The sequence below is a fragment of the Rhizobium sp. NZLR10 genome (assembly GCF_019685125.1).
In the GTDB taxonomy this organism is placed as follows: domain Bacteria; phylum Pseudomonadota; class Alphaproteobacteria; order Rhizobiales; family Rhizobiaceae; genus Rhizobium.
Genome location: NZ_JABDWE010000017.1, coordinates 1 through 23,291, shown reverse-complemented (window position 1 = coordinate 23,291; position 23,291 = coordinate 1). Strand labels below are relative to the sequence as shown.

Here is a 23,291-nt window from a genome sequence, read left to right as displayed (position 1 = left end):
CGTGGACAAGGCACGTTCTACTTTTTCCCGGGCAGCACCGGTCCCGAAGCGGGCGGCGCTCTGGCTCGTCTTCCTGGCGCCGTTCTTCTATCTGAGCTATGGCGGCGCCAATTGGCTGGCATCGCAACGCGCTCATGTGCCAAACGTCGCCTTCGCATGGGAAAGCGCCATTCCGTTCCTCGGATGGACCATCATTCCATATTGGTCGATCAATCTGTTCTATGCGCTCTGCCTGTTCATCAACACGACGCCGCGCGATGTGGATATGCTCGCGAGACGTTATCTGACGATCCAGATAGTTGCCGTCGCCTGCTTCGTCGTGTTTCCGCTCGAAGCGATCTTCGTGCGGCCGGCAACGAGCGGCCTGCCTGGTTTCATGTTCGCCGTCCTCGGTGGCTTCGATAAGCCGTTCAACCAGGCGCCGTCGCTGCATATCGCGCTCCTGATGGTGATCTGGGATCATCTGCGCGGCCGGCTGCCACGGAAGGCACGGCTTATCTGGCACTTCTGGTGCTTCCTGATTGGAGCCTCCGTGCTGACCACGTGGCAGCATCAGATCATGGACATACCGACCGGCATGCTGCTCGGTTTGTTTGCCGCCTGGCTTTTCCCGCGCGATGCCGGTTCGCCTCTCGCGAACTTTGCGATGAGCGGCGACCCAAGGTCGCGCCGTCTCGGCATCTATTATCTGTGCGGTGCCGTCGCATTTCTCGGCCTTGGAGCGCTCTGCACTCCTCTATCGGCCGCAGCGCTTCTGTTGCTCTGGCCGGCTGTTGCGCTGGCGATCGTCGCAGTCGGATATTTCGGCGCCGGCCCGCAGATATTCCAGAAACGCGTCGATGGCCGGGCCACGCTTGCCAGCCGCTGGCTACTGGCGCCCTACCGGCTCGGCGCTGTCATCAACGTTTGGCTCTGGACCCGCAGAATGCCGGCATCCGTGGCGATCGCTGATGGTGTCCATCTTGGTCGTTTTCCGCGTTGCCACGAGGCCAACCGTTTTGCCACGGTGATCGACATCACCGGCGAACTTCAGCGGCCGAAAGGGACGCTGGCGGGCTGGTCCAGCTTTCCAACCCTTGATCTGACCGGCCTCGACAAGATCCAGACCCGAGCTGCGGCGAACCTTATCGAGGTTGCGCGCCAGCGGGGACCGGTCCTCGTCTGCTGTGCGTTAGGTTTCCAGCGGAGCGCCGGCGTCATCGTGCGCTGGCTGCTCATCAGCCGACGGTGTGAAAATCCAGCTGAAGCGCTGCGGCTGATCGAACGGGCGGGGTGGCGTGTTTATCTGCCCGTGGAAAGTCTCCATTCCGTGGCGGAGGGCTTACAATGACGCAATGGAATGCCACAGCCTCGGCGGCTGCGCGAAATCTCGGCCGCAATTCAATCTTCTGCGGGCTGACAGCGCTGTTGCCACTGATTGTCGGCCCGATCACCGCGGAATATCGAGGCTTCGCTCCACCGCTTGGCTGGCTCTTGATGCTCGTTTTCTGCGTCATTGTTCTTGCGCTGGCGATCCATCTCCTTTTCGATGCGCTGTTGTTTCGCCTCGCGTCGACCTACGACACCGAGACGGCCGGTCTTGCAGCCGTCGACGACCTGTTGTCCCGCATGCAGCTTCGCACGCTTGACAGGACACCGCCTGGCCTCGAGAGGCGGATTGCCGGATCGCTTCGCATCGTCTGGCAGCAGCGTTTTGCGCTCGCCATCTGTCTCGCGATTTTCGCGATCCTTCTGCTCGATGCAACCGATGGGCAGCCGCTCTGCTGAATACGACCGCAGGCGATTGATGCAAACGCTCTCCGGCACGTGTCTGGCAGGTCTTGTACTTAATGACTCAGCAATCGCGACGGCAATTCCGGGATTCGTGTCTTCTAAGCTGGCTTCTCAAGCAGGTCACTGCCGCCCCGATATAATCGACGAATTCACATCGTTGATATCGCGCCGGCCGCAGAGCGCCATGGTGAGGTCCATCTCCTTGCGGATGATGCCGAGCGCCAGCGTCACGCCTTCCTTGCCCATGGCGCCGAGGCCGTAAAGGAAGGGGCGGCCGATATAGGTGCCCTTGGCGCCGAGTGCCACCGCCTTCAGCACGTCCTGGCCGGAGCGGATGCCGCCGTCGAGATGGATCTCGATGCGGTCGCCGACGGCATCGACGATCCTCGGCAGCATGCTGATCGAGGAGGGGGCGCCGTCAAGCTGGCGGCCGCCGTGGTTGGAAACGACGATCGCATCGGCGCCGGTGTCGGCGGCGGCCTTCGCATCCTCCGGATCGAGCACGCCCTTGATGATCAGCGGGCCGCCCCATTGCTCCTTGATCCAGGCGACATCGGCCCAGGAGAGCCGGGGGTCGAACTGCTCGTGCGTCCATGCGGCCAGCGAGGTGATGTTGGAGACATTTTTCGCATGGCCAATGATGTTGCCGAAGGTGCGGCGCCTGGTCTGCAGCATATCCAGGCACCAGAAGGGCCGGGTCGCCAGCTGCCAGATGTGCTTCGGGGTGAATCTCGGCGGCGCCGACAGGCCGTTGCGCAGGTCCTTGTGGCGCTGGCCGAGGATCTGCAGATCCGCCGTCAGCACCAGCGCCGAGCATTTGGCGGCCTTGGCGCGGTTGATGAGGTCGAGGACGAAATCCTTGTCCCTCATCACATAGAGCTGGAACCAGAAGGGGCGCGTCGTCACCGACGCAACGTCCTCGATCGAGCAGATGCTCATCGTCGAGAGCGTGAAGGGAACGCCGAATTCTTCCGCCGCGCGCGCCGCCAGCATCTCACCATTGGCATGCTGCATGCCGGTCAGGCCGGTTGGGGCGAGTGCCACCGGCATCGACACTTTCTGGCCGATCATCGTCGTTTCCAGCGTGCGGTCGGTCATGTCGACCATCACCCGCTGGCGCAGCTTGATCTGGCTGAAGTCGCTCTCATTCGCCTGATATGTGGATTCCGTCCAGGCGCCCGAATCCGCGTAGTCGAAAAACATCTTCGGCACACGGCGCCGTGCGAGTTTCTTCAGGTCGGCGATGGTGAGCGGAGTGGCCATGAATTGAACCTTCAATCTGATTCCAGCTGTCGGTGGTAACATGGTTTCGCAGCAGTATTGCGGGAAATGGGCGGGTGAGGCAGCTTCGCACGGGGCAATGGGCGTGTCAGCGAAGCGCCGCCTTCAAGGCGACACCTGCAACATAGGTCTCGGCAATCGCCCGGTCGTCGCCCATCGTCTGCAGCAGGAAGAGTTCCTCGGGCAGTGTCTTTACCACCTCCAACTTCAGCGCCATCGCCGGTGTTGCCGCCGCATCGAGCACGACGAGATCGGCTTCGGTGCCGGGTTCCAGCGTGCCGATCCTGTCGGTTAGGGACAGGGCTTCGGCATTGCCGCGGGTCATCAGGTAGTAACTTTCGAGCGGGTTCAGCCGTTCGCCGAGCAGTTGCTGGATCTTGTAGGCCTCGTCCATCGTCTTCAGCATCGAATAGCTGGAGCCGCCGCCGATATCGGTCGCGACGCCGATGCGGACCGGCTTTTCCCGCCGGACAAGCGCCTTGAGGGGAAACAGGCCGGAGCCTAGGAAGAGGTTCGAGGTCGGGCAGTGGACGGCAACGGCCCCCGCTTCGCTCATGACATCGGCTTCGCGCTCGGACAGGTGAATGGCATGGCCGAAGAGGCTTTTCGGCCCGAGCAGCCCGTAATGGGCGTAGATGTCGGTATAGTCGATCGCATCGGGATAGAGTTCGCAGGTGAATTTGATCTCGTCGTGGTTCTCCGAAAGATGCGTCTGGATGTGCAGGTCGGGAAATTCGCGGGCAAGGGCTGAGGTCGCTTCCATCTGCGCCGGCGTCGAGGTGATGGCGAAGCGCGGGGTGATGGCGACGTGGTTGCGGCCCTTGCCGTGCCAGTCCGATATTACCTGGCGGGTCTCGTCATAGCCCATCTCGGGCGTATCAAGCAGGCCCTGGGGGGCATTGCGGTCCATCATCACCTTGCCGCCGACCATGCGCATATTGCGCTTCATCGCCTCGGCGAAGAAGGCGTCGGCCGAGGTCTTGTGCACGGAGCAATAGGCGACCGCCGTCGTCGTGCCATGGCGGATCAGCTCGTCGTAGAAATGCGTGGCGATCCTTTCAGCATGCGCGCTTTCGACGAAGCGGCATTCCTCAGGGAAGGTATAGGTGTTCAACCATTCGAGCAGGTTGGCGGCATATGAGGCGATCACCTGCATCTGTGGAAAATGCAGGTGCATGTCGATGAAGCCGGGCAGGATCAGATGCGGGCGGTGGTCGATCTCGGCCGTGCCCTCGGCTGCTTTTGCCTTGACGTCGGCATAGGAGCCGACCGCAGCGATCAGCCCGTCTTCGATCAGCAGGCCGCCGTCCTCCTCGTAGCGATAGCTTTGGCTGTCGGCGAGGCTTAGCGGCGCACGATGGAAGGAAAGCAGGCGGCCGCGCAGGAGTGTCGTCGTCATTGTTTCTTGCCTTCGACTGCGCTCTCGAACCAGGCGACGAGCAGCTTGCGTTCGTCCGGCGTGACGTCGGTGATGTTGCCGGGCGGCATGGCATGGCTGCGGCCCGCCTGTATATAGATTTCGCGGGCATGGGCGGCGATTTCTGCGTCGTTTTCGAGCACCACACCCTTTGGCGGCCGGACGATGCCCTCATAGACGGGCTCGGCCGCGTGGCACATCGAGCAGCGCGTCGAAACCAGCTGCTTGACGGCGGGGAAATGCGGATCACCGGCGAATTGCTGGAAGGCCGGTGCTACGGCTGCCGCATCCGTTTTGCCGGTCAGCAGTTTCGGCACTGTGGAAAGCCACATGATCAGGATGAAAAGGATGACGGTGACGATCCAAGTCCAGGTCGGCCGGCCCTTCCTGGCATGCGTGGTGTTGAACCAATGGCGGATGGTGACGCCCATCAGGAACACCAAGGCCGCGATCACCCAGTTGAATTGCGTTCCGAAGGCCAGCGGATAGTGGTTCGACAGCATGAAGAAGATGACCGGCAGGGTCAGGTAGTTGTTGTGCAGCGAACGCTGCTTGGCGATCTGTCCGTATTTGGGATCGGGCGTCCGCCCGGCGATGAGATCGGCGACGACGATCTTCTGGTTCGGGATGATGATCATGAAGACGTTGGCCGACATGATCGTCGCGGTAAAGGCGCCGAGATGAAGGAAGGCGGCGCGGCCGGTGAAAAGCTGCGTATAGCCCCACGCCATGACGACCAGCACGACATAGAGCACCGCCATCAATCCCCAGGTATTCTTCCCGAGTGGCGATTTGCAGAGCAGGTCGTAGACGATCCAGCCGAAGGCGAGCGACGCCAGCGAGATCAGGATCGCGACGAGTGGGCTGATATCGAGCACATGGCGATCGATGAGAAAGAGGTCGGCGCCACCATAATAGACGATACACAGCATCAGGAAGCCGGAAATCCAGGTAAAATAGCTTTCGTATTTGAACCAGGTCAGGTGCTCCGGCATCTGGGCGGGCGCCACCAGATATTTCTGGATATGATAAAAGCCGCCGCCATGGACCTGCCATTCCTCGCCGTAGGCGCCGGGCGGCAGGTGCGGGCGTTTCACCAGCCCGAGATCGAGCGCGATGAAATAGAAGGACGATCCGATCCAGGCGATCGCAGTGACGACATGGAACCAGCGCGCCGCAAAGGCGAGCCATTCCCATGCTATGGCATATTCATACATCGAGTTCCCCTGTCTTCCTCCGACTCGTGACATTGCTGAAATTTTGGCGGGGAGGGAAGAGGAGATTCGGTTTTGCCGAAGCCGTCGACCGCAGTCGCATCGCAGATCTGCGGTCGCGTGCCTAAAAGCTGCCGAGAAGGCTGTGCATTATCTGTCTCTAATACGGAATACGCTAATTCAGCGGACCTTGAAACTACGATGGTTCGATTACAGTTATTTGCAGGCCGCCGGAATAAAATAAGGACCGTTAGATCATCGGCGGCGCATTCATCGACGGAGAAGATGCCCATGCGCAGCATTCTGACGTGTGTGATGATTGCGTATGCGTCGCTGGCGACGGCTCACGACGCACCTACGGGGTGGAGTTATGACCCCTATTGTTGCAACGGCGACAGTCATAATGGCGATTGCCAGATGATCCCTTCGAAAAGCGTGGCGGTGACGCCGGGCGGATATCGAGTGACGCTGCTGCCGGGCGACCACCGGCTGGTCACGCATGCTCACGTCTTTCTGCTGCCGATGACGAAGGCGATGCAATCGGGTGACAACGACTATCATCTCTGTCTGTTTCCAAACGAGGATACGCCGCGCTGTTTCTATGCGCCGGAGATGGGATATTGAAGCCGGACTAACAGATCGGACAGGTCGGAACCAAGCCCGGACACCCGATGAACTAATTCCCGGCCGCCTTCATTTCCTCAAGGATCCAGTTGCGGAAGGCCTTGATCTTCGGCACGTTGCGGCGGTTTTCGGGGTAGACGAGCCAGTAGGCCTTGCCGTCGCTGCGGGTCAGTTCGAATGGCTGATAGAGCCGGCCGAGCGCGATCTCGGCTGCATAAAAGGCCGGATGGAGGATGGCGACACCGTGGCCGGCGATCGCCGCATCGGCTTCCACCGCCTGGGAGCCGAGCTGGTTGCGCGGGCGGCGATCGAGGTCCGTCTCGGTGATGCCGGCTGCCTCGAACCATTGTTTCCACCAGATGTCGCCGGCGTCGAAGAGATCGAGCTTCAACAGATCACGCGGCTCCTTGATGCCGCCTGCCGATTCCGCCAGCTTCGGGCTCAGCATCGGCGTGAACTCCAGCCCCATCAGCCGGTGCAGCGTCAGCCCCGGCCAGTTGCCGTCGCCCCAGCGGATGCCGATATCGATCTGCTCACGGGCGAAATCGATGATATCCGGGCTCGCCTGAAAGCGCACCGCGATCGCCGGATGTTTCAAGTGGAAAGAGCCGAGGCGCGGCGCCAGCCATTTCGAGGCGAAAGTGTGGGTTGAGCTGATGGCCAGCGTGCCTTCGACGCTGTCGCGTGCCGTCGCCATCGCGTCGTGCAGTATGGCGAAGGCCTCGGTCACCTTCGGCGCCAGCCGCTCGCCGGTTTCCGTCAGCGCGATCTGACGGGGGCGGCGCAGGAAGAGCGGCTCGCCGACATTCTCCTCCAGCAACTTGATCTGGTAGCTGACGGCTGTCTGCGTCATGCCGAGCTCGTCGCCCGCCTTGGTGAAACTCCCGAGCCGGGCCGCGGCCTCGAAGACGCGCAGCGCATTCAACGGAAATTGCTTCGAAAGCTTCATGGATAAGTTCTCTTGATGCAGGCAGACGGTTGTTCGATTGGAATTGCAGCATTTTCGGCGGCAAACTGCAACTCATACCATCAATCCACCGAGGTGATGCCATGGACTGCCATGCTATCGAAGAGCGCCGGCCGCAGCAGAGAATCCAGATTTTCCGGCGCCTTGCCGACTGGTTGGCGGGTGGTGCCGACCGTTTCCGCCGTCTGCCCCGGCTGGATCTTTCCGCCACGCCAGACCGCGTCAAACGCGACCTCGGTTTCCTCGACGGACGCGATCCCTACTACGAGGACGAGCGTATGCGGTAGGCGCCAAGCGCCGTCAGGATCTCGGCGGCGGTCATGGCGGCGATCACTTCGGGTCGTTTGTCCCTAACCACGGCGCCGCCGATCGGCAGCGTCAGCCGCTCGATCCAGTCGCGCTCCCCGCCGCCTTCACGGGAAAGCCAGCCTGCGAAAGTGGCGCGCTTGGTCGCCGAGCCGATCATGCCGGTATAGGCAAGGTCGCTCCTTGCCAGCGCTTCGCGGGCGATGAGAAAGTCGAGCGCATGATCATGCGTCAGGATGACGGCCGCGCCGCCAGCCGCAATCTCGTTCACCAGTGCTTCCGGCATCGGGACGAGGCGGGTCTTCGTCCGAGCAGGCAGGTTGGCGAGTTCCTCCTGCCGCGTTTCGACGACGGTGACCGAGAACGGCAATGGCGCAAGGGCTGCGGCCAGCGCCCGGCCGACATGGCCGGCACCGAAGAGATAGACTTCGGGTAGACGCTCGATCTCGCCCAAAAGTTTTGCCTCCAACTCACCTTTCACCGCCTGCGTCAGTCTGCGAAACCGCAACTGCGTGCGGCCGCCGCAGCATTGGCCGATCTCGGGGCCGAGCGGGATATCCATGATGGCCTTTCCGCCCGAGCCAGCCAGCATCTCCCGCGCATTCGCGATCGCCATGAACTCGAACTGCCCGCCGCCGATCGTGCCCCATAGAGCTGTTTGCGAGACGAGCATGAAGGCGCCGGCCTCACGCGGGGTGGAGCCTTGTGTGCCGGTGATGTCGATGAGGATGCTGTCGGGATGGGCGGCGAGGAATGTGGGGAGGTCGGTCATAGGGAGATGGCCGATAGGTAAGTGGCTGTGTTACCCCCCTCTGTCCTGCCGGACATCTCCCCCACAAGGGGGGAGATTGGATGGGGTTGACGGCTTCGCCAAACAACTAAAGCGCTGCTACTCCAACGGGGCAGATGGGGAGCGATGCTCCAACCTTTTACCGATCTCCCCCCTTGTGGGGGAGATGTCCGGCAGGACAGAGGGGGGTAACATTGACTCCGTCCGTCCTGTTTAAACAACAAACCAGCCGGACTCATCCTACACCCGCTTCATCCGCTCCACCGCCATCAGCACCCGCTCTGGCGTCGCCGGGGCGTCGAGTCTTGGGCAGACCTTGTAATTCGCCACACTTGCGACCGCCATCGACAGCGCTTCCAGCACAGAGATCGCCAGCATGAAGGGTGGTTCGCCGACGGCCTTGGAGCGGCCGATGGTGGCCTCAGTGTTCTCCGACCATTCGGCGAGGCGGACGTTGAAGATCTTCGGCCGGTCGGAGGCGAGCGGGATCTTGTAGGTCGAGGGAGCATGGGTGCGCAGGCGGCCCTTGTCGTCCCACCAGAGCTCTTCCGTCGTCAGCCAGCCCAGGCCCTGCACGAAGGCGCCCTCGACCTGGCCCATGTCGATTGCGGGGTTCAGTGAGCGGCCGACATCGTGGAGGATGTCGGTGCGGTCGATCAGGTATTCGCCGGTCAGCGTGTCGATCGAGACTTCGGTGCAGGAGGCGCCGTAAGCGAAATAATAAAAGGGCGTGCCGCGGCCGGCCTTGCGGTCCCAGTGAATCTTCGGCGTCTTGTAGAAGCCGGCGGCGGAAAGTTGGACGCGGGCGAAATAGGCCTGCTTGATGAAATCGGGGAAGGGGATCTCGATTTCGCCGACGCGCACGCGGTTCGGCAGGAAGACGACGTCGGCGGGGCCAACATCCCATTTCTCGGCGGCAAACGCCACCAGCCGTTCCTTGATCTGACGGGCGGCGTCGAAGGCCGCCATGCCATTGAGGTCCGAGCCGGAGGAGGCGGCGGTGGCGGAGGTGTTCGGCACCTTGGCCGTCGTCGTCGCGGTGATTTTCACCCGGTCGATGTCGACCTGGAAGCTGTCGGCCAGCACCTGCGCCACCTTGGTATAGAGGCCCTGGCCCATTTCGGTGCCGCCATGGTTCAAGTGGATCGAGCCGTCCTGATAGATATGGACGAGGGCGCCGGCCTGGTTGAAGGCGGTCATGGTGAAGGAGATGCCGAATTTGACCGGCGTCAGCGCGATGCCCTTTCTGATGTAACGGCTGTCGCGGTTGAAGGCGATGATGGCGTTGCGGCGCGCCCGGTATTCGGCCGTTTCCTCCAGCTCCTCAACGATGCGGGCGATGATATTGTCCTCGACCTCCTGATGGTAGGGCGTGAGCGTGCGGCCGGAGCCCGGCTGGCCGTAGAAATTCAGCTTGCGGATATCGAGCGGATCCTTGCCGAGGGCATAGGCGATCTCCTCGATGAAGCGCTCGGCGCCGAGCATGCCCTGCGGTCCGCCGAAGCCGCGGAAGGCGGTGTTGGAGACGGTGTGGGTTTTCAGCGGTTTCGACTGGAGATGCACATGCGGATAGAAATAGCTGGAATCGGCATGGAAGAGGGCGCGGTCGGTCACCGGTCCCGAGAGATCCGAGGAGAAACCACAGCGCGCCGCGTAAGTGGCGTCAACCGCATGGATGCGGCCTTCGGCATCGAAGCCCACCTCATAATCGACGAGGAAATCGTGGCGCTTGCCGGTGGCGCTCATGTCCTCGTCGCGGTCGGGGCGGAATTTGATGGCGCGGCCGAGCTTCTTGGCGGCGATCGCCGCGAGCGCTGCGAACTGATTGCCCTGCGTCTCCTTGCCGCCGAAGCCGCCGCCCATGCGGCGGACGTTGACGGTTACGGCGTTGGAAGGGATATCGAGCACGTGGCCGACGATGTGCTGGATCTCGCTCGGATGCTGCGTCGATGACCAGACGGTGACCTCATCATCTTCGCCGGGGATGGCCATGGCAATATGGCCTTCGAGGTAGAAATGCTCCTGGCCGCCGATGCGCATCCGGCCCTTCAGCCGCATGGGGGCATTCGGCATTTCCACTTCAGGCTCGCCGCGCTGGAGCGTCATCGGGGTGATGACCAGCGGGCTGCCGTTGGCGAGCGCGCCGTCGATATCGCTCCAGTGCGGCAGGTCGCGATAGTCTATCTTCGCCAGCCGTGCGGCCCGGCGGGCAGCTTCGCGCGTTTCGGCGATGACGGCAAAGATCGGCTGGCCGTGAAATTCGACCTTGGTTTCGGCGAGCAGCGGCTCGTCATGGCTGCCGTTGGAGCTGACGTCGTTGACGCCTGGCACGTCCTTGCCGGTGAGGACCCAGACGACGCCGGGATAGGCGGCGACCGCGGACAGATCAATGCCGGCGATTTCGGCATGCGCCCGGTCCGAGAGGCCGAGGGCGCCGTGCAGCAGGCCGGCGGGTTCGGGGATATCGTCGATATAATCGGCGGTTCCGGTGACATGCTTATGTGCCGAATCATGCCGCAGCGAGCCGTGCATCGGGCCTGAAATGATGACCTTGCGATCTTCGAAGGTGGACTTATCCATTAGATCAGCCCTCCAAGCGTAGCCACACGGAATGAGGGAGGGGAGGAGATCGCGGCTGTTCCCATCAAAGCTTGCATTCCGGGCGTGCTAATCAGTGTATCCATCACGCCACCTCCTCGAACCGCTTCAGCTCAGCCGGCGCGCCCACCGTTTCCAGGTAGAACCGCGTCAGCAGGTTCTTTGCCGTCAGCTGGCGGTATTCTGCCGTGGCGCGCCAGTCGGTCAACGGTTGGTAGTCGGTGTCGAAGGCGGGGCGGGCGGCCTCGATGGTCGCCTCGGTCCAGGGTTTACCGATCAGCGCGGCCTCGACCGTGCTGGCGCGTTTCGGTGTTGCCGCCATGCCGCCGAAGGCGATGCGGATCTCGGTGATCATCTCGGCCTCGTCGAGCGTCAGCAAGAAGGCGCCGAGCACGGCGGTGATATCCTCGTCGCGGCGCTTGGTGATCTTGTAGGCAGCAAAATGGCTCGTATCGGCGGGATAGGGCACGAAGATGCTCTCGACGAATTCGCCCGGCTCGCGGTCCTGTTTGCCATAGCCGATGAAGAAATCCTCGAGCGGCATTCTGCGCTGGCCTTGCAGCGACCGCAGCGTCAGCGTCGCGCCGAGCGCGATCAGCGGCGGCGGGCTGTCACCGATCGGCGAGCCGTTGGCGATATTGCCGCCGATCGTCCCCATGTTGCGCACCTGCTCGCCGCCGATGCGGTCGATCAGCCGCCCAAGCGCCGGGATTTTCTTGGAAATCGCCGCGAAGGCCCTGCTGTAGCTAACGCCGGCGCCGATGGTGACGCCGTCCTCGCCTTCCGTGACCGACTGCAATTCGCTCAGATGATTGATGAAGACGACCGGGTTCAGCCGTCGCATCTGCTTCGTCACCCAGAGGCCGACATCGGTCGCGCCGGCGACGACGATCGCGTCGGGCTCCTGCGAGAGGACTTCGGCCAGCGCCTGGATGGAAGCAGGCACGATCAGCCGGTCTTCGCCACTGGTAATCCTGATGGTGCCGCTCGCCTGCATGGCCCAGAGCCGCGCGACGATTTCCGAACGTGTCCGCTCCAGCGGGTCGAAGAGCGCGCTCGGCCGCATCAGGCTCACCTGCTCGGCAGCCTTGACGATCGGCTCGTAGCCGGTGCAGCGACAGAGATTGCCTTGCAAGGCCTTTTCGATTTCCTGGCGGCCAGGCTTTTCCTTCGTCAACCACAGACCATAGAGCGACATGACAAAGCCCGGGGTGCAGAAGCCGCATTGCGAGCCGTGGCAGTCGACCAGCGCCTGCTGCACCGGGTGCAGTGCGCCGTCCCGGCCGGCCAGATGCTCGACCGTCACCACGTGTGTGGCATGCAGCGAACCTAAGAAACGGATGCAGGCATTGACCGATTCATAGGCGAGCTTGCCGTCGGCGAGCCGCCCGACGAGCACGGTGCAGGCGCCGCAATCGCCTTCGGCGCATCCTTCCTTGGTGCCCGTCAGCCGTTGCCTCACCCGCAGAAAATCGAGAAGCGTCTCGGTCGGCCCGACATCGGTGAGTGCGATGTCCTGGCCATTCAGGATGAAGCGGATGCTGTCGTTCATGATATTCCCGGTTGTTTTTTCCAAATGGTTAAGCCGCCGTCCAGCCACCGTCAATCGAGATGTGCGTTCCGGTCACTTGGCGGGCGGCGTCGCTGGCGAGGTAAAGCGACAGCGCACCGATTTCCTCGGCCTTGACGAATTCACGGGTCGGCTGCGCCTTGAGGATGACCTCGCTCTTCACCTGTTCCTCGGTCATGCCGCGGGCCTTGGCGGTATCCGGTATCTGCTTTTCGACGAGCGGCGTCAGCACGTAACCGGGGCAGATGGCGTTCACCGTCACGCCGAATTCGGCAAGCTCCAGTGCCGCGGTTTTGGTGAGGCCCAATATACCATGTTTTGCCGCGACATAGGCGGATTTGAAGGGAGAGGCGACCAGGCCGTGGGCCGAGGCGATGTTGATGATGCGGCCGTGTTTTTTCGCCTTCATCAGCGGGATGGCGGCGCGCATGGTGTGAAAGGAACTCGACAGGTTGATGGCGATGATCTGGTCCCATTTGTCGATCGGGAAATCCTCGATCTTCTCAACATGCTGAATGCCGGCATTGTTGACGAGGATATCGACGGTGCCGAAGGACTTCGCCGCCGTTTCAATCAGGTCGGCGATCTCGGCGGGCTTGGTCATGTCGGCCGGATGATAGAGCGCCCGGCCTTTAGACAATGATTCAAGCCGCTCGACGATCGCCTTGATTTCATCAGTCTTTCCGAAACCGTTGATGACGACGTTGTCGCCCGTGTCGGCGAATGCAGTGGCGATCGCAAGGCCGATGCCGCTGGTGGACCCGGTGACGACGACTGTTCTGCTCATGCTGTTCTCCCGTGAAAGGCGCGATGCTGCGTTGCAACGTTAGTGGCGAGGTTATGCCCAAAGCCGGCGGGCTGGCAATTCCGCTTTATTCGCTTTTCTCGCCCGCATCCGTGTCCTATTGATTTGTCACGATAATCATATGCCGGAGCATTTCCGTTTTTCTTCGAATCACGGAAATGCTCTATCTCTTTTTTCACGCAATTCCGGACGCAAAACCGCTGCACACTTTTGCTGGAATTGCTTTAGCGGGGGGATTTTCATGGGTGGATTTGTACTGGCGATCGATCAGGGAACGACATCGACGCGGGCGATCGTCTTCGATGCCGACATGCATGTCGCCGGCAAGGGCCAGAAGGAATTCACCCAGATCTATCCGCGCTCCGGCTGGGTCGAGCACGATCCTGAGGAAATCTGGGATTCGGTTGTCTCCACCGTCAATATGGCACTGCGCGATGCGGGGATTACCGCCAAGGATATTTCGGCGCTCGGCATTACCAACCAGCGCGAGACTGTCGTCGTCTGGGAGCGCGAGACTGGCCGGCCGATCCAGAATGCCATTGTCTGGCAGGACCGGCGCACGGCAAGCTATTGCGACAATCTGAAACGACAGGATCTGGAGCGGCTTTTCACGAAGAAGACCGGCCTGATCCTCGATCCCTATTTTTCCGGCACCAAGCTTTCCTGGATGCTCGCCAATGTGAAGGGCGCACGGGCCCGTGCTGCAAGGGGCGACCTCTGCTTCGGCACGATCGACACCTTCCTGATCTGGCGGCTGACTAATGGCAAGAGTTTCGTCACCGATGCCACCAACGCCTCGCGCACGCTGATGTTCAACATTGCTGAAAACGCGTGGGACGAGGATCTGCTCGATATTCTGAGGGTGCCCGCCGCCATGCTGCCGGAGGTCAAGGATTGTGCCGCCGATTTCGGCACGGTCGATCCCGCGATCTTCGGTGCTGCAATCCCTATCCTCGGTGTCGCCGGCGACCAGCAGGCGGCCACCATCGGCCAGGCGTGTTTTCAGCCGGGCATGCTGAAATCGACCTACGGCACCGGCTGTTTCGCGCTGCTTAACACCGGCGCCGATATGGTGCGCTCGAAAAACCGGCTGCTGACCACCATCGCCTATCGCCTGAACGGCCAGACGACCTATGCGCTTGAGGGGTCGATCTTCATCGCTGGCGCGGCGGTGCAATGGCTGCGTGACGGGCTTCGCATCATCGGCAGCGCCGCCGAGACCAACGGGCTTGCCGAACGAGCCGATCCGACCCAGGAGGTCTATCTCGTGCCCGCCTTCACCGGGCTTGGCGCGCCGCATTGGGATGCCAATGCGCGTGGCGCGATCTTCGGACTGACGCGCAACAGCGGTCCGGCGGAACTCTCGCGGGCAGCGCTCGAAGCGGTCTGTTACCAGACCCGCGACCTGCTCGATGCCATGCAGAAGGACTGGAAGAACGGCGGCGACGACACCGTGCTGCGCGTCGACGGCGGCATGGTCGCCTCCGACTGGACAATGCAGCGTCTTGCCGACCTGCTCGATGCCCCGGTCGACCGCCCGGTGATCCTGGAGACGACGGCGCTGGGTGCCGCGTGGCTTGCCGGCAGCCGGGCAGGGGTGTGGCCGGACAGAGACGGCTTTTCGGCGACGTGGAAGCGGGACCGGCGATTCGAACCCGCCATGGAGGAGAAGGTACGGGCGGCAAAGCTCAAGGGTTGGAAGAATGCGGTCAAGCGAACGCTGAGCGAAGGGTGAGGGCAATCAGCGCCGCAATATAGCTTCGTTCGCTCCGGCAGAATGCCCAGCTGCGGCATCGCCGTGCTCTGCAAGATCACGAATTTCCCCCCAATAATTTTGATGCGGCCTGTCGGCTAAGCGGTTACTCCTTCGTCATTCGGAAAGAGGAGTGACCCGATGCTTTATGCAATCCTTTGTTACGCCCATGAGGAAACCGTCTTTGCCTGGACCAAGGAGGAGGAGGCTGCCGTCATGGAGAAGCTCTATGCCGTGCAGGAGCCGCTTGCCGCAGCCGGCAAGCTCGGCCCCGTCGGCCGGCTGATGCCGACGACGGCGGCGACGACGGTGCGCAAGGGCAAGGACGAGGCTTTGGTCATCGATGGCCCGTTTGCAGAAACGAAAGAGGCGCTTCTCGGCTTCTACGTGGTCGACTTCGAAACGCTCGATGAGGCGATCGCCTTCTCGAAACAGCTTTCGTCGGTCAATCCAGGTTCCACCTCTTACGAAATTCGGCCATTCTACGTCTTCAGGCCGGGAGATGCTTCATCATGACCGATATTGCCTGGATCGACCTTGCACTTGCCTCGGCCCGCCCGAAGGCCCTTGGCGCCCTGCTGCGCTATTTCCGCAATCTCGATACTGCGGAAGAGGCGTTTCAAGAGGCATGCCTGAGGGCGATCCGGACATGGCCAGAAAAAGGGCCTCCGCGTGATCCCGCGGCCTGGCTCATCTTCGTCGGCCGAAACAGCGGGATCGATGCGGTGCGCAAGCGGACGAAGCTCCAGGCCTTGCCGGATGAGGACGTCATCTCCGATACCGAGGATGCCGAAAGCGACATCGCCGAGCGACTGGACGATTCCCACTATCGCGACGATATCCTGCGGCTGCTGTTCATCTGCTGCCATCCGGATCTGCCGGCGACCCAGCAGATCGCGCTGGCGCTGCGCATCGTCTCCGGGCTTTCGGTGCCGCAGATCGCCCGTGCCTTCCTGGTGTCGGAAAGCGCCATGGAGCAGCGCATCACCCGGGCCAAGGCACGGGTGGCGAAGGCCGGCGTGCCTTTCGAAACGCCAAGCCCTGGGGAAAGGGCCGAACGGCTGTCGATCGTCAGCACGATGATCTATCTCATCTTCAACGAGGGCTATAGCCAGGCCGACCCGAAGCATGAGGCTGCGGCCTTCAGCGACGAGGCGATCCGGTTGGCACGCCTGATGCTGTATATCTTCCCGTCCGAACCGGAGTTGATGGGGCTGCTTGCACTGATGCTTCTGCAGATCTCGCGCCGCCCGGCGCGCTTCAGCGCCGAGGACGAGATCGTGCTGCTCGAAGATCAGGACCGCGCGCGCTGGAACCAGCCCCTCATCAACGAGGCTTTGGCGCTGCTCGACAAGGCGCTGCGACACCGCCAACCCGGCCCCTATCAGCTACAGGCGGCCATCGCCGCGATCCATTCCCGGGCAAAACGTGCCGGGGATACCGACTGGGTGGAGATCGATCTGCTCTACCGCGCGCTGGAGCGTCTCCAGCCGTCTCCTGTCGTGACGCTCAATCGCGCTGTCGTGGTTTCCAAACTGCGCGGACCGCAGGATGCGCTCGATCTCATCGATCCGCTTGGCGAAAAACTCGGCGGCTATTTCTACTATCACGGCCTCCGCGGCGGGCTGCTGAAGCAGCTTGGCTTGACCTGCCAGGCCCGCGAAGCCTTCGACCGCGCCATTGCGCTTGCCCATTCGGCGGCTGAAGCGGCTCATATCCGCCGGCAGATCGACAAGATGCAGGAAGAGGCGACGCAGCCGACCGCAAAATAATCAGGAAAAATCGGCACGCTGTCGGAAAGGCAAACTTCGATACGTCCTTGCTACAACCTGGGAAGCAGGTTTCATTCAATTGGAGAGATGCCGAATGACCGCCAGCACGCAACATGAACTCGTCCTCGTTCGCGAATTCGACGCGCCGCGCGAGAAGATCTACAAGGCATGGACCGATCCCGATCTCATGAAACAGTGGTTCGTGCCGCGCCCCTGGGGTGTGGCGGAAGCGACGCTCGACGTCCGCCCCGGCGGGTCCAGTGTCATCGTCATGCAAGATCCCGAGGGCAATCAGTATCCGAACCGTGGCGTCTATCTCGAGATCGTCGAGAACGAGAAGATCGTCTTCACCGATGCCTATACCAGCGCCTGGGTGCCTGCCGAGAAACCTTTCTTCACCGGCGTCATCCTGCTCGAAGATCTCGGCAATGGGCGCACGAAATATACGGCGAAGGCGCTGCATTGGCGCGCCGAGGATAAGGAAACGCACGAGAAGATGGGCTTCCACGAGGGATGGGGCAAGGCTGCTGAGCAACTGGCGGAGCTGTTGGCGAAGATGTGAACGGCGCGGGCGTTGGCGCTACTCAAGCGCGGCATGAAGCAGCTTGGAAAATGATTCCGCCGTGGCTTCGAAGTCGTTGAATTCAGATTCGAATTTGTGGGTGGGTTCTGTCCCTTGATGTCTGCCGAAGCAGGGCAAAGACATCATGCCACTATCGAATTTTTCGAACATTCCGTTCCAGAGTTTGTATTTGCGCTCCGTCTCGGCGATCCTTATCTCCGGGCAGAATTCAACAGGATGCCGACAATGGAACTGGGCCTTTATACATTCGCCGACGTCAATCCCAACCCGTCCCGCAGCAAGGGCGCGGAAGGGGCCGAGCGGCTTAAGCATCTGATCGAGGAGGTCGAGCTTGCCGATCAGGTGGGGCTCGACGTCTTCGGACTCGGCGAACATCATCGGCCGGATTACGCGGCGTCGGCTCCCGCGGTCGTGCTGGCGGCGGCGGCCGTCAGGACGAGGAATATCCGGCTGACAAGTGCGGTCACCGTGCTTTCTTCCGATGATTCCGTGCGCGTCTTCCAGCAGTTTTCGACGCTCGATCTGATTTCCAACGGCCGGGCCGAGATCATGGCGGGGCGCGGCTCCTTCATCGAGTCCTTCCCGCTATTCGGCTACAACCTCGAGGACTACGACCAGCTTTTCGAAGAGAAGCTCGATCTGCTGCTGGCGTTGCGCGATAGCGAAGTGGTGGAGTGGAAGGGCGAGCTTCGCGCTGCGATTAACGGGCGCGGCGTCTATCCCAGGCCGTTGCAGGATCCGCTGCCGCTCTGGGTCGCGGTCGGCGGCACGCCGCAGTCGGTGGCGCGCGCGGGCGCGCTCGGCCTGCCGGTGGCGCTGGCGATCATCGGCGGCGAGCCGCGCCGTTTTGCGCCGCTCTTCGATCTCTATCGCGAGGCCGCGCGCCGGGCAGGGCAGGACCAGGCGAAGCTGAAGACCAGCATCAATGTCCACGGCTTCATCGCCGATACGACGGAGGCTGCGGCAGATCAGTTTTACGGGCCACAGGCCGAAGTGATGAACCGCATCGGGCGCGAGCGCGGCTGGGGGGCAACGAGCCGGGCGCAGTTCGACATGTCGCGCGGGCCGAGCGGGGCGCTCTTCGTCGGCGATGCCGAGGCGGTCGCGGAAAAGATCATCGCCCATCATACACTCTTCAAGAACGACCGCTTCCTGCTGCAGATGGCGATCGGGCTGATGCCGCATGCGCAGATCATGCGTGGCATCGAGCTCTACGGGACGAAAGTCGCGCCGATCGTCAGAAAGGCGTTGACTGAAAGCGGCGAAGGGGCGAAAGCCACAGCGTGAGGCGGCCGTGGCCGTTCTGCGCAAGGCCGGAATAGACGAATGGTTATCGCAAACGACGACGAACTGGCGAAGCTCAAGGAGATCGGCCGCATCTGCGCCAACGCCATCCAGGTGATGGCGGCGACGATGGAGCCCGGCATGACGACGCTGGAACTCGACCGGATCGGCCGCAAGGTGCTTGAGGATTCGGGCGCGCGCTCGGCGCCGGAGTTCTGCTACCAGTTTCCCGGCGCCACCTGCATCAGCATCAATGAGGAAATCGCCCACGGCATTCCCGGCCCACGCGTCATCCGCGCCGGCGACCTCATCAATATCGACGTTTCGGCTGAGAAGGACGGCTTCTTCGCCGATACCGGTGCCTCCTTCGCGATGCCGCCCGTCAAGCAAAAGATCGAGCGGCTCTGCCGCGACGGCAAGCGGGCGCTCTGGGCCGGCCTCAACCAGGTGAAATCGGGCGAGCCGCTCGCAAAGATCGGCACCGCCGTCGGCGCGTTCGCGCAGAAGAACCGCTACACGCTGGTCGCCAATCTGGCGAGCCATGGCGTCGGCCGCTCGCTGCACGAGGAGCCGGCCGAGCTCTCGACCTGGCCGGACCCTTCAGAAAAACGCATGATGACGGAAGGTCTCGTCTTCACCGTCGAACCGTTCCTGTCGCTCGGCGCGACATGGGCGGAAGGCGGCGACGATGCGTGGACGCTCTATGCCGATCCAAAGGCGCCAACGGTGCAATATGAACATACGGTGGTTGCAACGCGCAACGGGCCGGTGGTGCTGACCTTGCCGGATGGGCGGGCGTAGGGCGCAGCCTCGAAGCACGCCGCAACGCTGCTCCTTGCATTCATCGGACGGGCCGAGCACCAACCTCGTCCTCAACCGCGCGTTTCCGGCTTGCCGACCTGCAGGATTTCGGTGGCGGCGCGTTCCAATATGCCGGCGATGCGGGCGGCTTCGGGTTTCGACCAGGGATAACGCATGCGCAGGGCCGAGCGCAGCAGCATGCGGGCAGCGCGAATATCGCCGCCGTCCTGCATGAAATCGCCGTCATCACCCTCGTCGGCGCCGTGGCGGTCGGTTTCGAACACACGCTTCACATAGGCCATCTTTTCGCCGATGCGCTCAAGCTTGGCGAGCGTGTGCAGGATCATATCGCGGTTTTCCTCGACGCGGCGACGGCCGGCCTCGGTGATACGATAGAGCTTCTTGGTGCCCTCGGCCTCCACCTCGGCAAGACCGGTTTCCTCAAGATAGGTGAGCGCGGGATAAATGACGCCGGGGCTCGGTACATAGAAGCCGCCAGAGCGCTCCTCCAGCAACTTTATCAATTCATAACCGTGGCGCGGTTGCTCAGCGAGCAGCGCCAGGATGACGAGCTGCAGATCGCCGGCAGCGAACTTGCGGCCCATGCGGAAAGCTTCGCCGAACATGCCGCCTTTAAAACCTCTCATGGTTTTTTCCTTTCATCAGCAGATATATCGTTGGTTATGTCGTAAAACATATATCGTAAGATAGTCTTTTTCAAGGGAAGCGAGGAATTTTTCATGTTTCCGGAAATTGATCGATCGATCAGAATTACTTGATTGTGATGCAGATGCTGCGGCGCGATAAGCGCTGCATGCTCGAGCGTATCCGTCACTCCCCGCCGAACCTCGTTTCCACCGCCGCTGCCGGCGCCGTCGCTATGGCCGCCGCCATGGGCTTCGGGCGCTTCTCCTACACGCCGATCCTGCCCGGCATGATCAGCGGCGTGCCGCTTTCGGCTGCGGATGCAGGCTTCATCGCGTCGGCGAATTTCCTCGGTTATCTCGTCGGCGCTGTGCTTGCCGCCTATGGCTGGGCGGCGGGGCGCGAACGACTGGTGGCGCTTTTGTCGCTGCTGGCGACCGCGATCCTGCTTGCGGCCATGGCCGCCACCCAATCCGTCGCGGTCTTTGCTGTCATCCGGTTCCTCGCCGGCTTTGCCAGCGCCTTTGCGATGGTCTTCACCTCGTCGATCGTGCTCAGCCACGGGGCTGCTGCCGGTAATGACCATGTGCAGGCGGCGCACTTCGGCGGGCCGGGGGCGGGTATCGCACTATCCTCGGTCATGGTGTTTCTCATCGGCCTTGGTTATCACGACGGGCCGGGCGGCTGGCGGGCCGACTGGATCGGCGGAGCGCTCTATTGCGCGGCAAGCCTCGTCGTCGTCTTCCTGTTGCTGCCGTCAGCCCCGGCGCAATCGGCGCAATCGGGCAAGGAGCCGGCGCTTGTCTGGAGCCGACCGATGGTGCTGCTGACGTTGTCCTACGGCCTGTTCGGCTTCGGCTACGTCATCACCGCGACCTTCCTCGTCACCATCGCGCGCCTTTCGGCGACAGGACCCTTGGTCGAATTCCTTTGCTGGTTCATCGCCGGGCTGACGTCGACGGTGGCGCTGTTTGCCTGGAAGCCGCTTGTCAGGCGGCTCGGGCTTGGCGGCGTTTATGTCGCAGCCCTTCTGATCGAGGCGGCCGGCGTGCTTGCGACTGTGGCATTGCCGCATTCCGCCGCGCCGCTGGTCGGCGGTGCGCTGTTCGGGGCGACCTTCCTGGCGATCACGGCTTACGGGCTGCAGATCGGCCGCAAGCTTTCGCCGGAAAGCCCGCGGCGGATACTGGCGATGATGACGGCTGCCTTCGGTGTCGGCCAGATCGTCGGGCCTGTTGTTGCCGGCTGGATCGCCGAGCGCAGTGGCAATTTCACCGCCCCAACAGTGATCGCCGCCATCGCCCTTGTTGCCTGCGCAGCGTTGGTGATGCCGGTGATCAAGAAAATCGCATAGAGCGATTCAGCTTCGCAGAACTGCTCCATAATTTTGTCTCTACGCAATTCCGGACGGAAAACCGCTTCCCACTTTTCCTGGAATTGCTCTAACCCGTTACATCTCCGTAACAATGGGCCGAACCCATTGCTGCTTCCTTCGAACTGCCTTAGTTTCCGGCAAAATCAGTGTTCCGTGACACTCCCGAGACTCACAGTTCAGGAAAGCAAAGCTCCCCGTGTTTCATTCCTTTTTTCCGCAGCCGAAGGCGTTCTTTACCTCGCTTGTTGTTTGGACGCTGATTTCCATCGCCGGCTGGTATCTCTTTGCCGCTAATCTCGGTGCATCGCTCGGCTATGCGCCGGTCGCCGAGGAACAGCAGCCGATCGACCTGTCGTTCTTCCTGCTGCCCGAAAATGTCTGGTTCTACAGCTATTTCTTCCTTACGGCGGTGATCTTCTGCGGCGCATGGCATCTGAAGGCGCTGCACCACCCTTGGAAGCTGTGGTCGATCTGGGGTTCGGCGCTGATTATTTTCGTCACCTACTTCGGCGTCCAGATCAGCGTCGTGATCAACAATTGGCGCCGGCCATTCGGCGACCTGCTGCAGAACGCATTGTCGAAGCAGCCAGGCATTTCCGTCGACAATTTTTATAGCTTAATGTGGGTCTTCTGTCAGATCGCGTTCCTCAGCATGTTCGTGTCGATCATGACCGACTTTTTCACCAGCCACTATATCTTCCGCTGGCGCACGGCGATGAACAATTTCTACATGTCGAAGTGGGAAAAGCTGCGGCACATCGAAGGCGCCTCGCAGCGCGTTCAGGAAGACACGATGCGCTTTTCGAGCACGCTCGAAGGTCTCGGCATCAGCCTCATCAACTCGGTGATGACGCTCGTGGTATTCCTTCCGATCCTTCTGGCGCTGTCGCATTATGTGACGGAACTACCGTTCATTGGGCCGGTGGCGAATTCGCTCTTCTGGCTGGCGCTCTTCTGGTCGGCGTTCGGAACGGTTTTGCTGGCGGTCGCGGGTGTCAAGCTGCCGGGCCTGAACTTCCGCAACCAGCGCGTCGAAGCGGCCTATCGTAAAGAACTGGTCTATGGCGAGGACCATGCGGAACGGGCTCAGCCGCTGACCGTCACCGAACTCTTCGGCAACGTTCGCCGCAACTACTACCGCATGTATTTCCACTACATGTATTTCAATGTCGCCCGCTATTTCTATATCCAGGCCGACGCACTCTTCGTGGTCTTCATGCTGGTGCCGACGATCGTGGCGGGCACTATCACCTACGGTATCTTCCAGCAGATCTCTACCGCCTTCGGGCAGGTCAGCAACTCGTTCCAGTATCTCGTCAACTCCTGGACAACGATCATCGAACTGCTCTCCATCCACAAACGCCTCAAGGCCTTCGAGGCAGCAATCGACGATGAGCCGCTGCCGGATATCGACCAGCGTTATCTGGAGCGTGATGCTGGTGTCGTGCACGCCGACGGTTGATGAGTGGGGCTGCCTGGATGGGGAAGGGCACGTGGGCATTCGATGACGGCATGCCGTGCGGCCCCTCATCCGACCCTGCGGGCCCTCTTCTCCCCGCCGGGGAGAAGAGGGAGTCGAGGCGCCGCTGCTTGTCTCTTCTCCCCTCGGGGAGAGCGACTGTCTTATTTGTCAAGCGTTTTGCCATGGTCGTCCGTCCCTGATGATGGCATTGAGGATGGTGAGCAGCTTGCGCATAGTTGCGACGGTTGCGACGATCTTGGGCTTGCCGGCC

General features: G+C 61.8%; 21 protein-coding genes and 1 pseudogene. 12 read left to right on the top strand and 10 right to left on the bottom strand.

Annotated elements, in window-relative coordinates:
• Nucleotide 1: 1 nt before the first annotated feature.
• On the top strand, nucleotides 2-1,330 hold the full coding sequence (locus tag HJB82_RS23205; protein ID WP_207581379.1) for a phosphatase PAP2/dual specificity phosphatase family protein: 1,329 nt from the start codon (nucleotides 2-4) through the stop codon (nucleotides 1,328-1,330).
• On the top strand, nucleotides 1,327-1,767 hold the full coding sequence (locus tag HJB82_RS23200) for a hypothetical protein (RefSeq protein WP_207581378.1): 441 nt from the start codon (nucleotides 1,327-1,329) through the stop codon (nucleotides 1,765-1,767). Before HJB82_RS23205 ends, HJB82_RS23200 begins: the two co-directional genes overlap by 4 nt.
• Before the next feature lie 126 nt (nucleotides 1,768-1,893).
• On the opposite strand, the gene HJB82_RS23195 is transcribed toward HJB82_RS23200, so the two are convergent.
• The 3 genes from HJB82_RS23195 to puuD all read right to left on the bottom strand — a co-directional run bounded on the left by HJB82_RS23195 (nucleotide 1,894) and on the right by puuD (nucleotide 5,688).
• Nucleotides 1,894-3,036 (bottom strand): alpha-hydroxy acid oxidase, encoded by a 1,143-nt coding sequence (locus tag HJB82_RS23195; RefSeq protein WP_207581377.1) that lies wholly within the window; start codon nucleotides 3,034-3,036, stop codon nucleotides 1,894-1,896.
• A 106-nt stretch (nucleotides 3,037-3,142) separates the two neighbouring features.
• Nucleotides 3,143-4,453, bottom strand: coding sequence for a guanine deaminase (gene guaD / locus HJB82_RS23190; RefSeq protein ID WP_221141582.1), 1,311 nt, complete (start codon nucleotides 4,451-4,453; stop codon nucleotides 3,143-3,145).
• The gene (puuD, locus tag HJB82_RS23185) at nucleotides 4,450-5,688 is read right to left on the bottom strand and encodes a urate hydroxylase PuuD (RefSeq protein WP_221132480.1); all 1,239 of its coding nucleotides are present in this window, start codon (nucleotides 5,686-5,688) and stop codon (nucleotides 4,450-4,452) included. The genes guaD and puuD overlap by 4 nt, the downstream gene beginning before the upstream one ends.
• A 288-nt stretch (nucleotides 5,689-5,976) precedes the next feature.
• Between puuD and HJB82_RS23180 the strand changes: the two genes are divergently transcribed.
• Entirely contained in the window at nucleotides 5,977-6,309 is a 333-nt protein-coding gene (locus HJB82_RS23180; protein WP_085738009.1) for a hypothetical protein, read from the top strand.
• A 52-nt stretch (nucleotides 6,310-6,361) separates the two neighbouring features.
• Here the strand turns inward: HJB82_RS23180 and HJB82_RS23175 are convergent, their stop codons facing one another.
• Nucleotides 6,362-7,258, bottom strand: a complete 897-nt coding sequence (locus HJB82_RS23175) for a LysR substrate-binding domain-containing protein (protein ID WP_221141580.1) — start codon at nucleotides 7,256-7,258, stop codon at nucleotides 6,362-6,364.
• 101 nt (nucleotides 7,259-7,359) lie between these two features.
• Between HJB82_RS23175 and HJB82_RS23170 the strand changes: the two genes are divergently transcribed.
• A complete protein-coding gene (locus tag HJB82_RS23170) occupies nucleotides 7,360-7,563 on the top strand; it encodes a hypothetical protein (protein ID WP_207581374.1) in 204 nt (67 codons plus the stop codon).
• On the opposite strand, the gene xdhC is transcribed toward HJB82_RS23170, so the two are convergent.
• The 4 genes from xdhC to HJB82_RS23150 form a co-directional block, all read right to left on the bottom strand.
• Nucleotides 7,539-8,354, bottom strand: coding sequence for a xanthine dehydrogenase accessory protein XdhC (gene xdhC / locus HJB82_RS23165; RefSeq protein ID WP_221141578.1), 816 nt, complete (start codon nucleotides 8,352-8,354; stop codon nucleotides 7,539-7,541). The genes HJB82_RS23170 and xdhC overlap by 25 nt on opposite strands.
• Before the next feature lie 258 nt (nucleotides 8,355-8,612).
• A complete protein-coding gene (gene xdhB, locus HJB82_RS23160) occupies nucleotides 8,613-10,952 on the bottom strand; it encodes a xanthine dehydrogenase molybdopterin binding subunit (RefSeq protein WP_207581372.1) in 2,340 nt (779 codons plus the stop codon).
• A 103-nt stretch (nucleotides 10,953-11,055) separates the two neighbouring features.
• Nucleotides 11,056-12,522, bottom strand: coding sequence for a xanthine dehydrogenase small subunit (gene xdhA / locus HJB82_RS23155; protein ID WP_221117666.1), 1,467 nt, complete (start codon nucleotides 12,520-12,522; stop codon nucleotides 11,056-11,058).
• A gap of 28 nt (nucleotides 12,523-12,550) precedes the next feature.
• Nucleotides 12,551-13,327, bottom strand: a complete 777-nt coding sequence (locus HJB82_RS23150) for a 3-hydroxybutyrate dehydrogenase (protein WP_207581370.1) — start codon at nucleotides 13,325-13,327, stop codon at nucleotides 12,551-12,553.
• A gap of 259 nt (nucleotides 13,328-13,586) precedes the next feature.
• On the opposite strand from HJB82_RS23150, the gene glpK reads away from it, so the two are divergent.
• From glpK to map, 6 genes are all read left to right on the top strand, one after another.
• The gene (gene glpK, locus HJB82_RS23145) at nucleotides 13,587-15,080 is read left to right on the top strand and encodes a glycerol kinase GlpK (protein WP_221141576.1); all 1,494 of its coding nucleotides are present in this window, start codon (nucleotides 13,587-13,589) and stop codon (nucleotides 15,078-15,080) included.
• Nucleotides 15,081-15,239: 159 nt separating this feature from the next.
• Nucleotides 15,240-15,614 carry a YciI family protein gene (locus HJB82_RS23140; RefSeq protein ID WP_207581368.1) on the top strand — a complete coding sequence of 125 codons (375 nt, stop codon included), beginning with the start codon at nucleotides 15,240-15,242 and terminating at the stop codon, nucleotides 15,612-15,614.
• Entirely contained in the window at nucleotides 15,611-16,870 is a 1,260-nt protein-coding gene (locus tag HJB82_RS23135) for an RNA polymerase sigma factor (RefSeq protein WP_221141574.1), read from the top strand. The genes HJB82_RS23140 and HJB82_RS23135 overlap by 4 nt, the downstream gene beginning before the upstream one ends.
• A gap of 94 nt (nucleotides 16,871-16,964) precedes the next feature.
• Complete coding sequence (locus HJB82_RS23130) at nucleotides 16,965-17,432, top strand: SRPBCC family protein (protein WP_221117664.1); 468 nt, start codon at nucleotides 16,965-16,967, stop codon at nucleotides 17,430-17,432.
• Nucleotides 17,433-17,678: 246 nt separating this feature from the next.
• Complete coding sequence (locus tag HJB82_RS23125) at nucleotides 17,679-18,740, top strand: LLM class flavin-dependent oxidoreductase (RefSeq protein ID WP_221141573.1); 1,062 nt, start codon at nucleotides 17,679-17,681, stop codon at nucleotides 18,738-18,740.
• 39 nt (nucleotides 18,741-18,779) lie between these two features.
• Nucleotides 18,780-19,538: a type I methionyl aminopeptidase gene (map, locus tag HJB82_RS23120; RefSeq protein ID WP_207581364.1), complete on the top strand. Its 759-nt coding sequence runs from the start codon at nucleotides 18,780-18,782 to the stop codon at nucleotides 19,536-19,538.
• A 71-nt stretch (nucleotides 19,539-19,609) separates the two neighbouring features.
• Here the strand turns inward: map and HJB82_RS23115 are convergent, their stop codons facing one another.
• On the bottom strand, nucleotides 19,610-20,185 hold the full coding sequence (locus HJB82_RS23115) for a PadR family transcriptional regulator (protein WP_221141572.1): 576 nt from the start codon (nucleotides 20,183-20,185) through the stop codon (nucleotides 19,610-19,612).
• Between the two features lie 167 nt (nucleotides 20,186-20,352).
• On the opposite strand from HJB82_RS23115, the gene HJB82_RS23110 reads away from it, so the two are divergent.
• Both HJB82_RS23110 and sbmA read left to right on the top strand, forming a co-directional pair.
• Nucleotides 20,353-21,537: a YbfB/YjiJ family MFS transporter gene (locus tag HJB82_RS23110; protein WP_221141571.1), complete on the top strand. Its 1,185-nt coding sequence runs from the start codon at nucleotides 20,353-20,355 to the stop codon at nucleotides 21,535-21,537.
• A 217-nt stretch (nucleotides 21,538-21,754) separates the two neighbouring features.
• Entirely contained in the window at nucleotides 21,755-23,020 is a 1,266-nt protein-coding gene (sbmA, locus tag HJB82_RS23105) for a peptide antibiotic transporter SbmA (protein WP_207581362.1), read from the top strand.
• A gap of 168 nt (nucleotides 23,021-23,188) precedes the next feature.
• On the opposite strand, the pseudogene HJB82_RS23100 reads toward sbmA, so the two are convergent.
• A pseudogene (locus HJB82_RS23100) lies at nucleotides 23,189-23,291 on the bottom strand (IS110 family transposase); the annotation flags it as partial.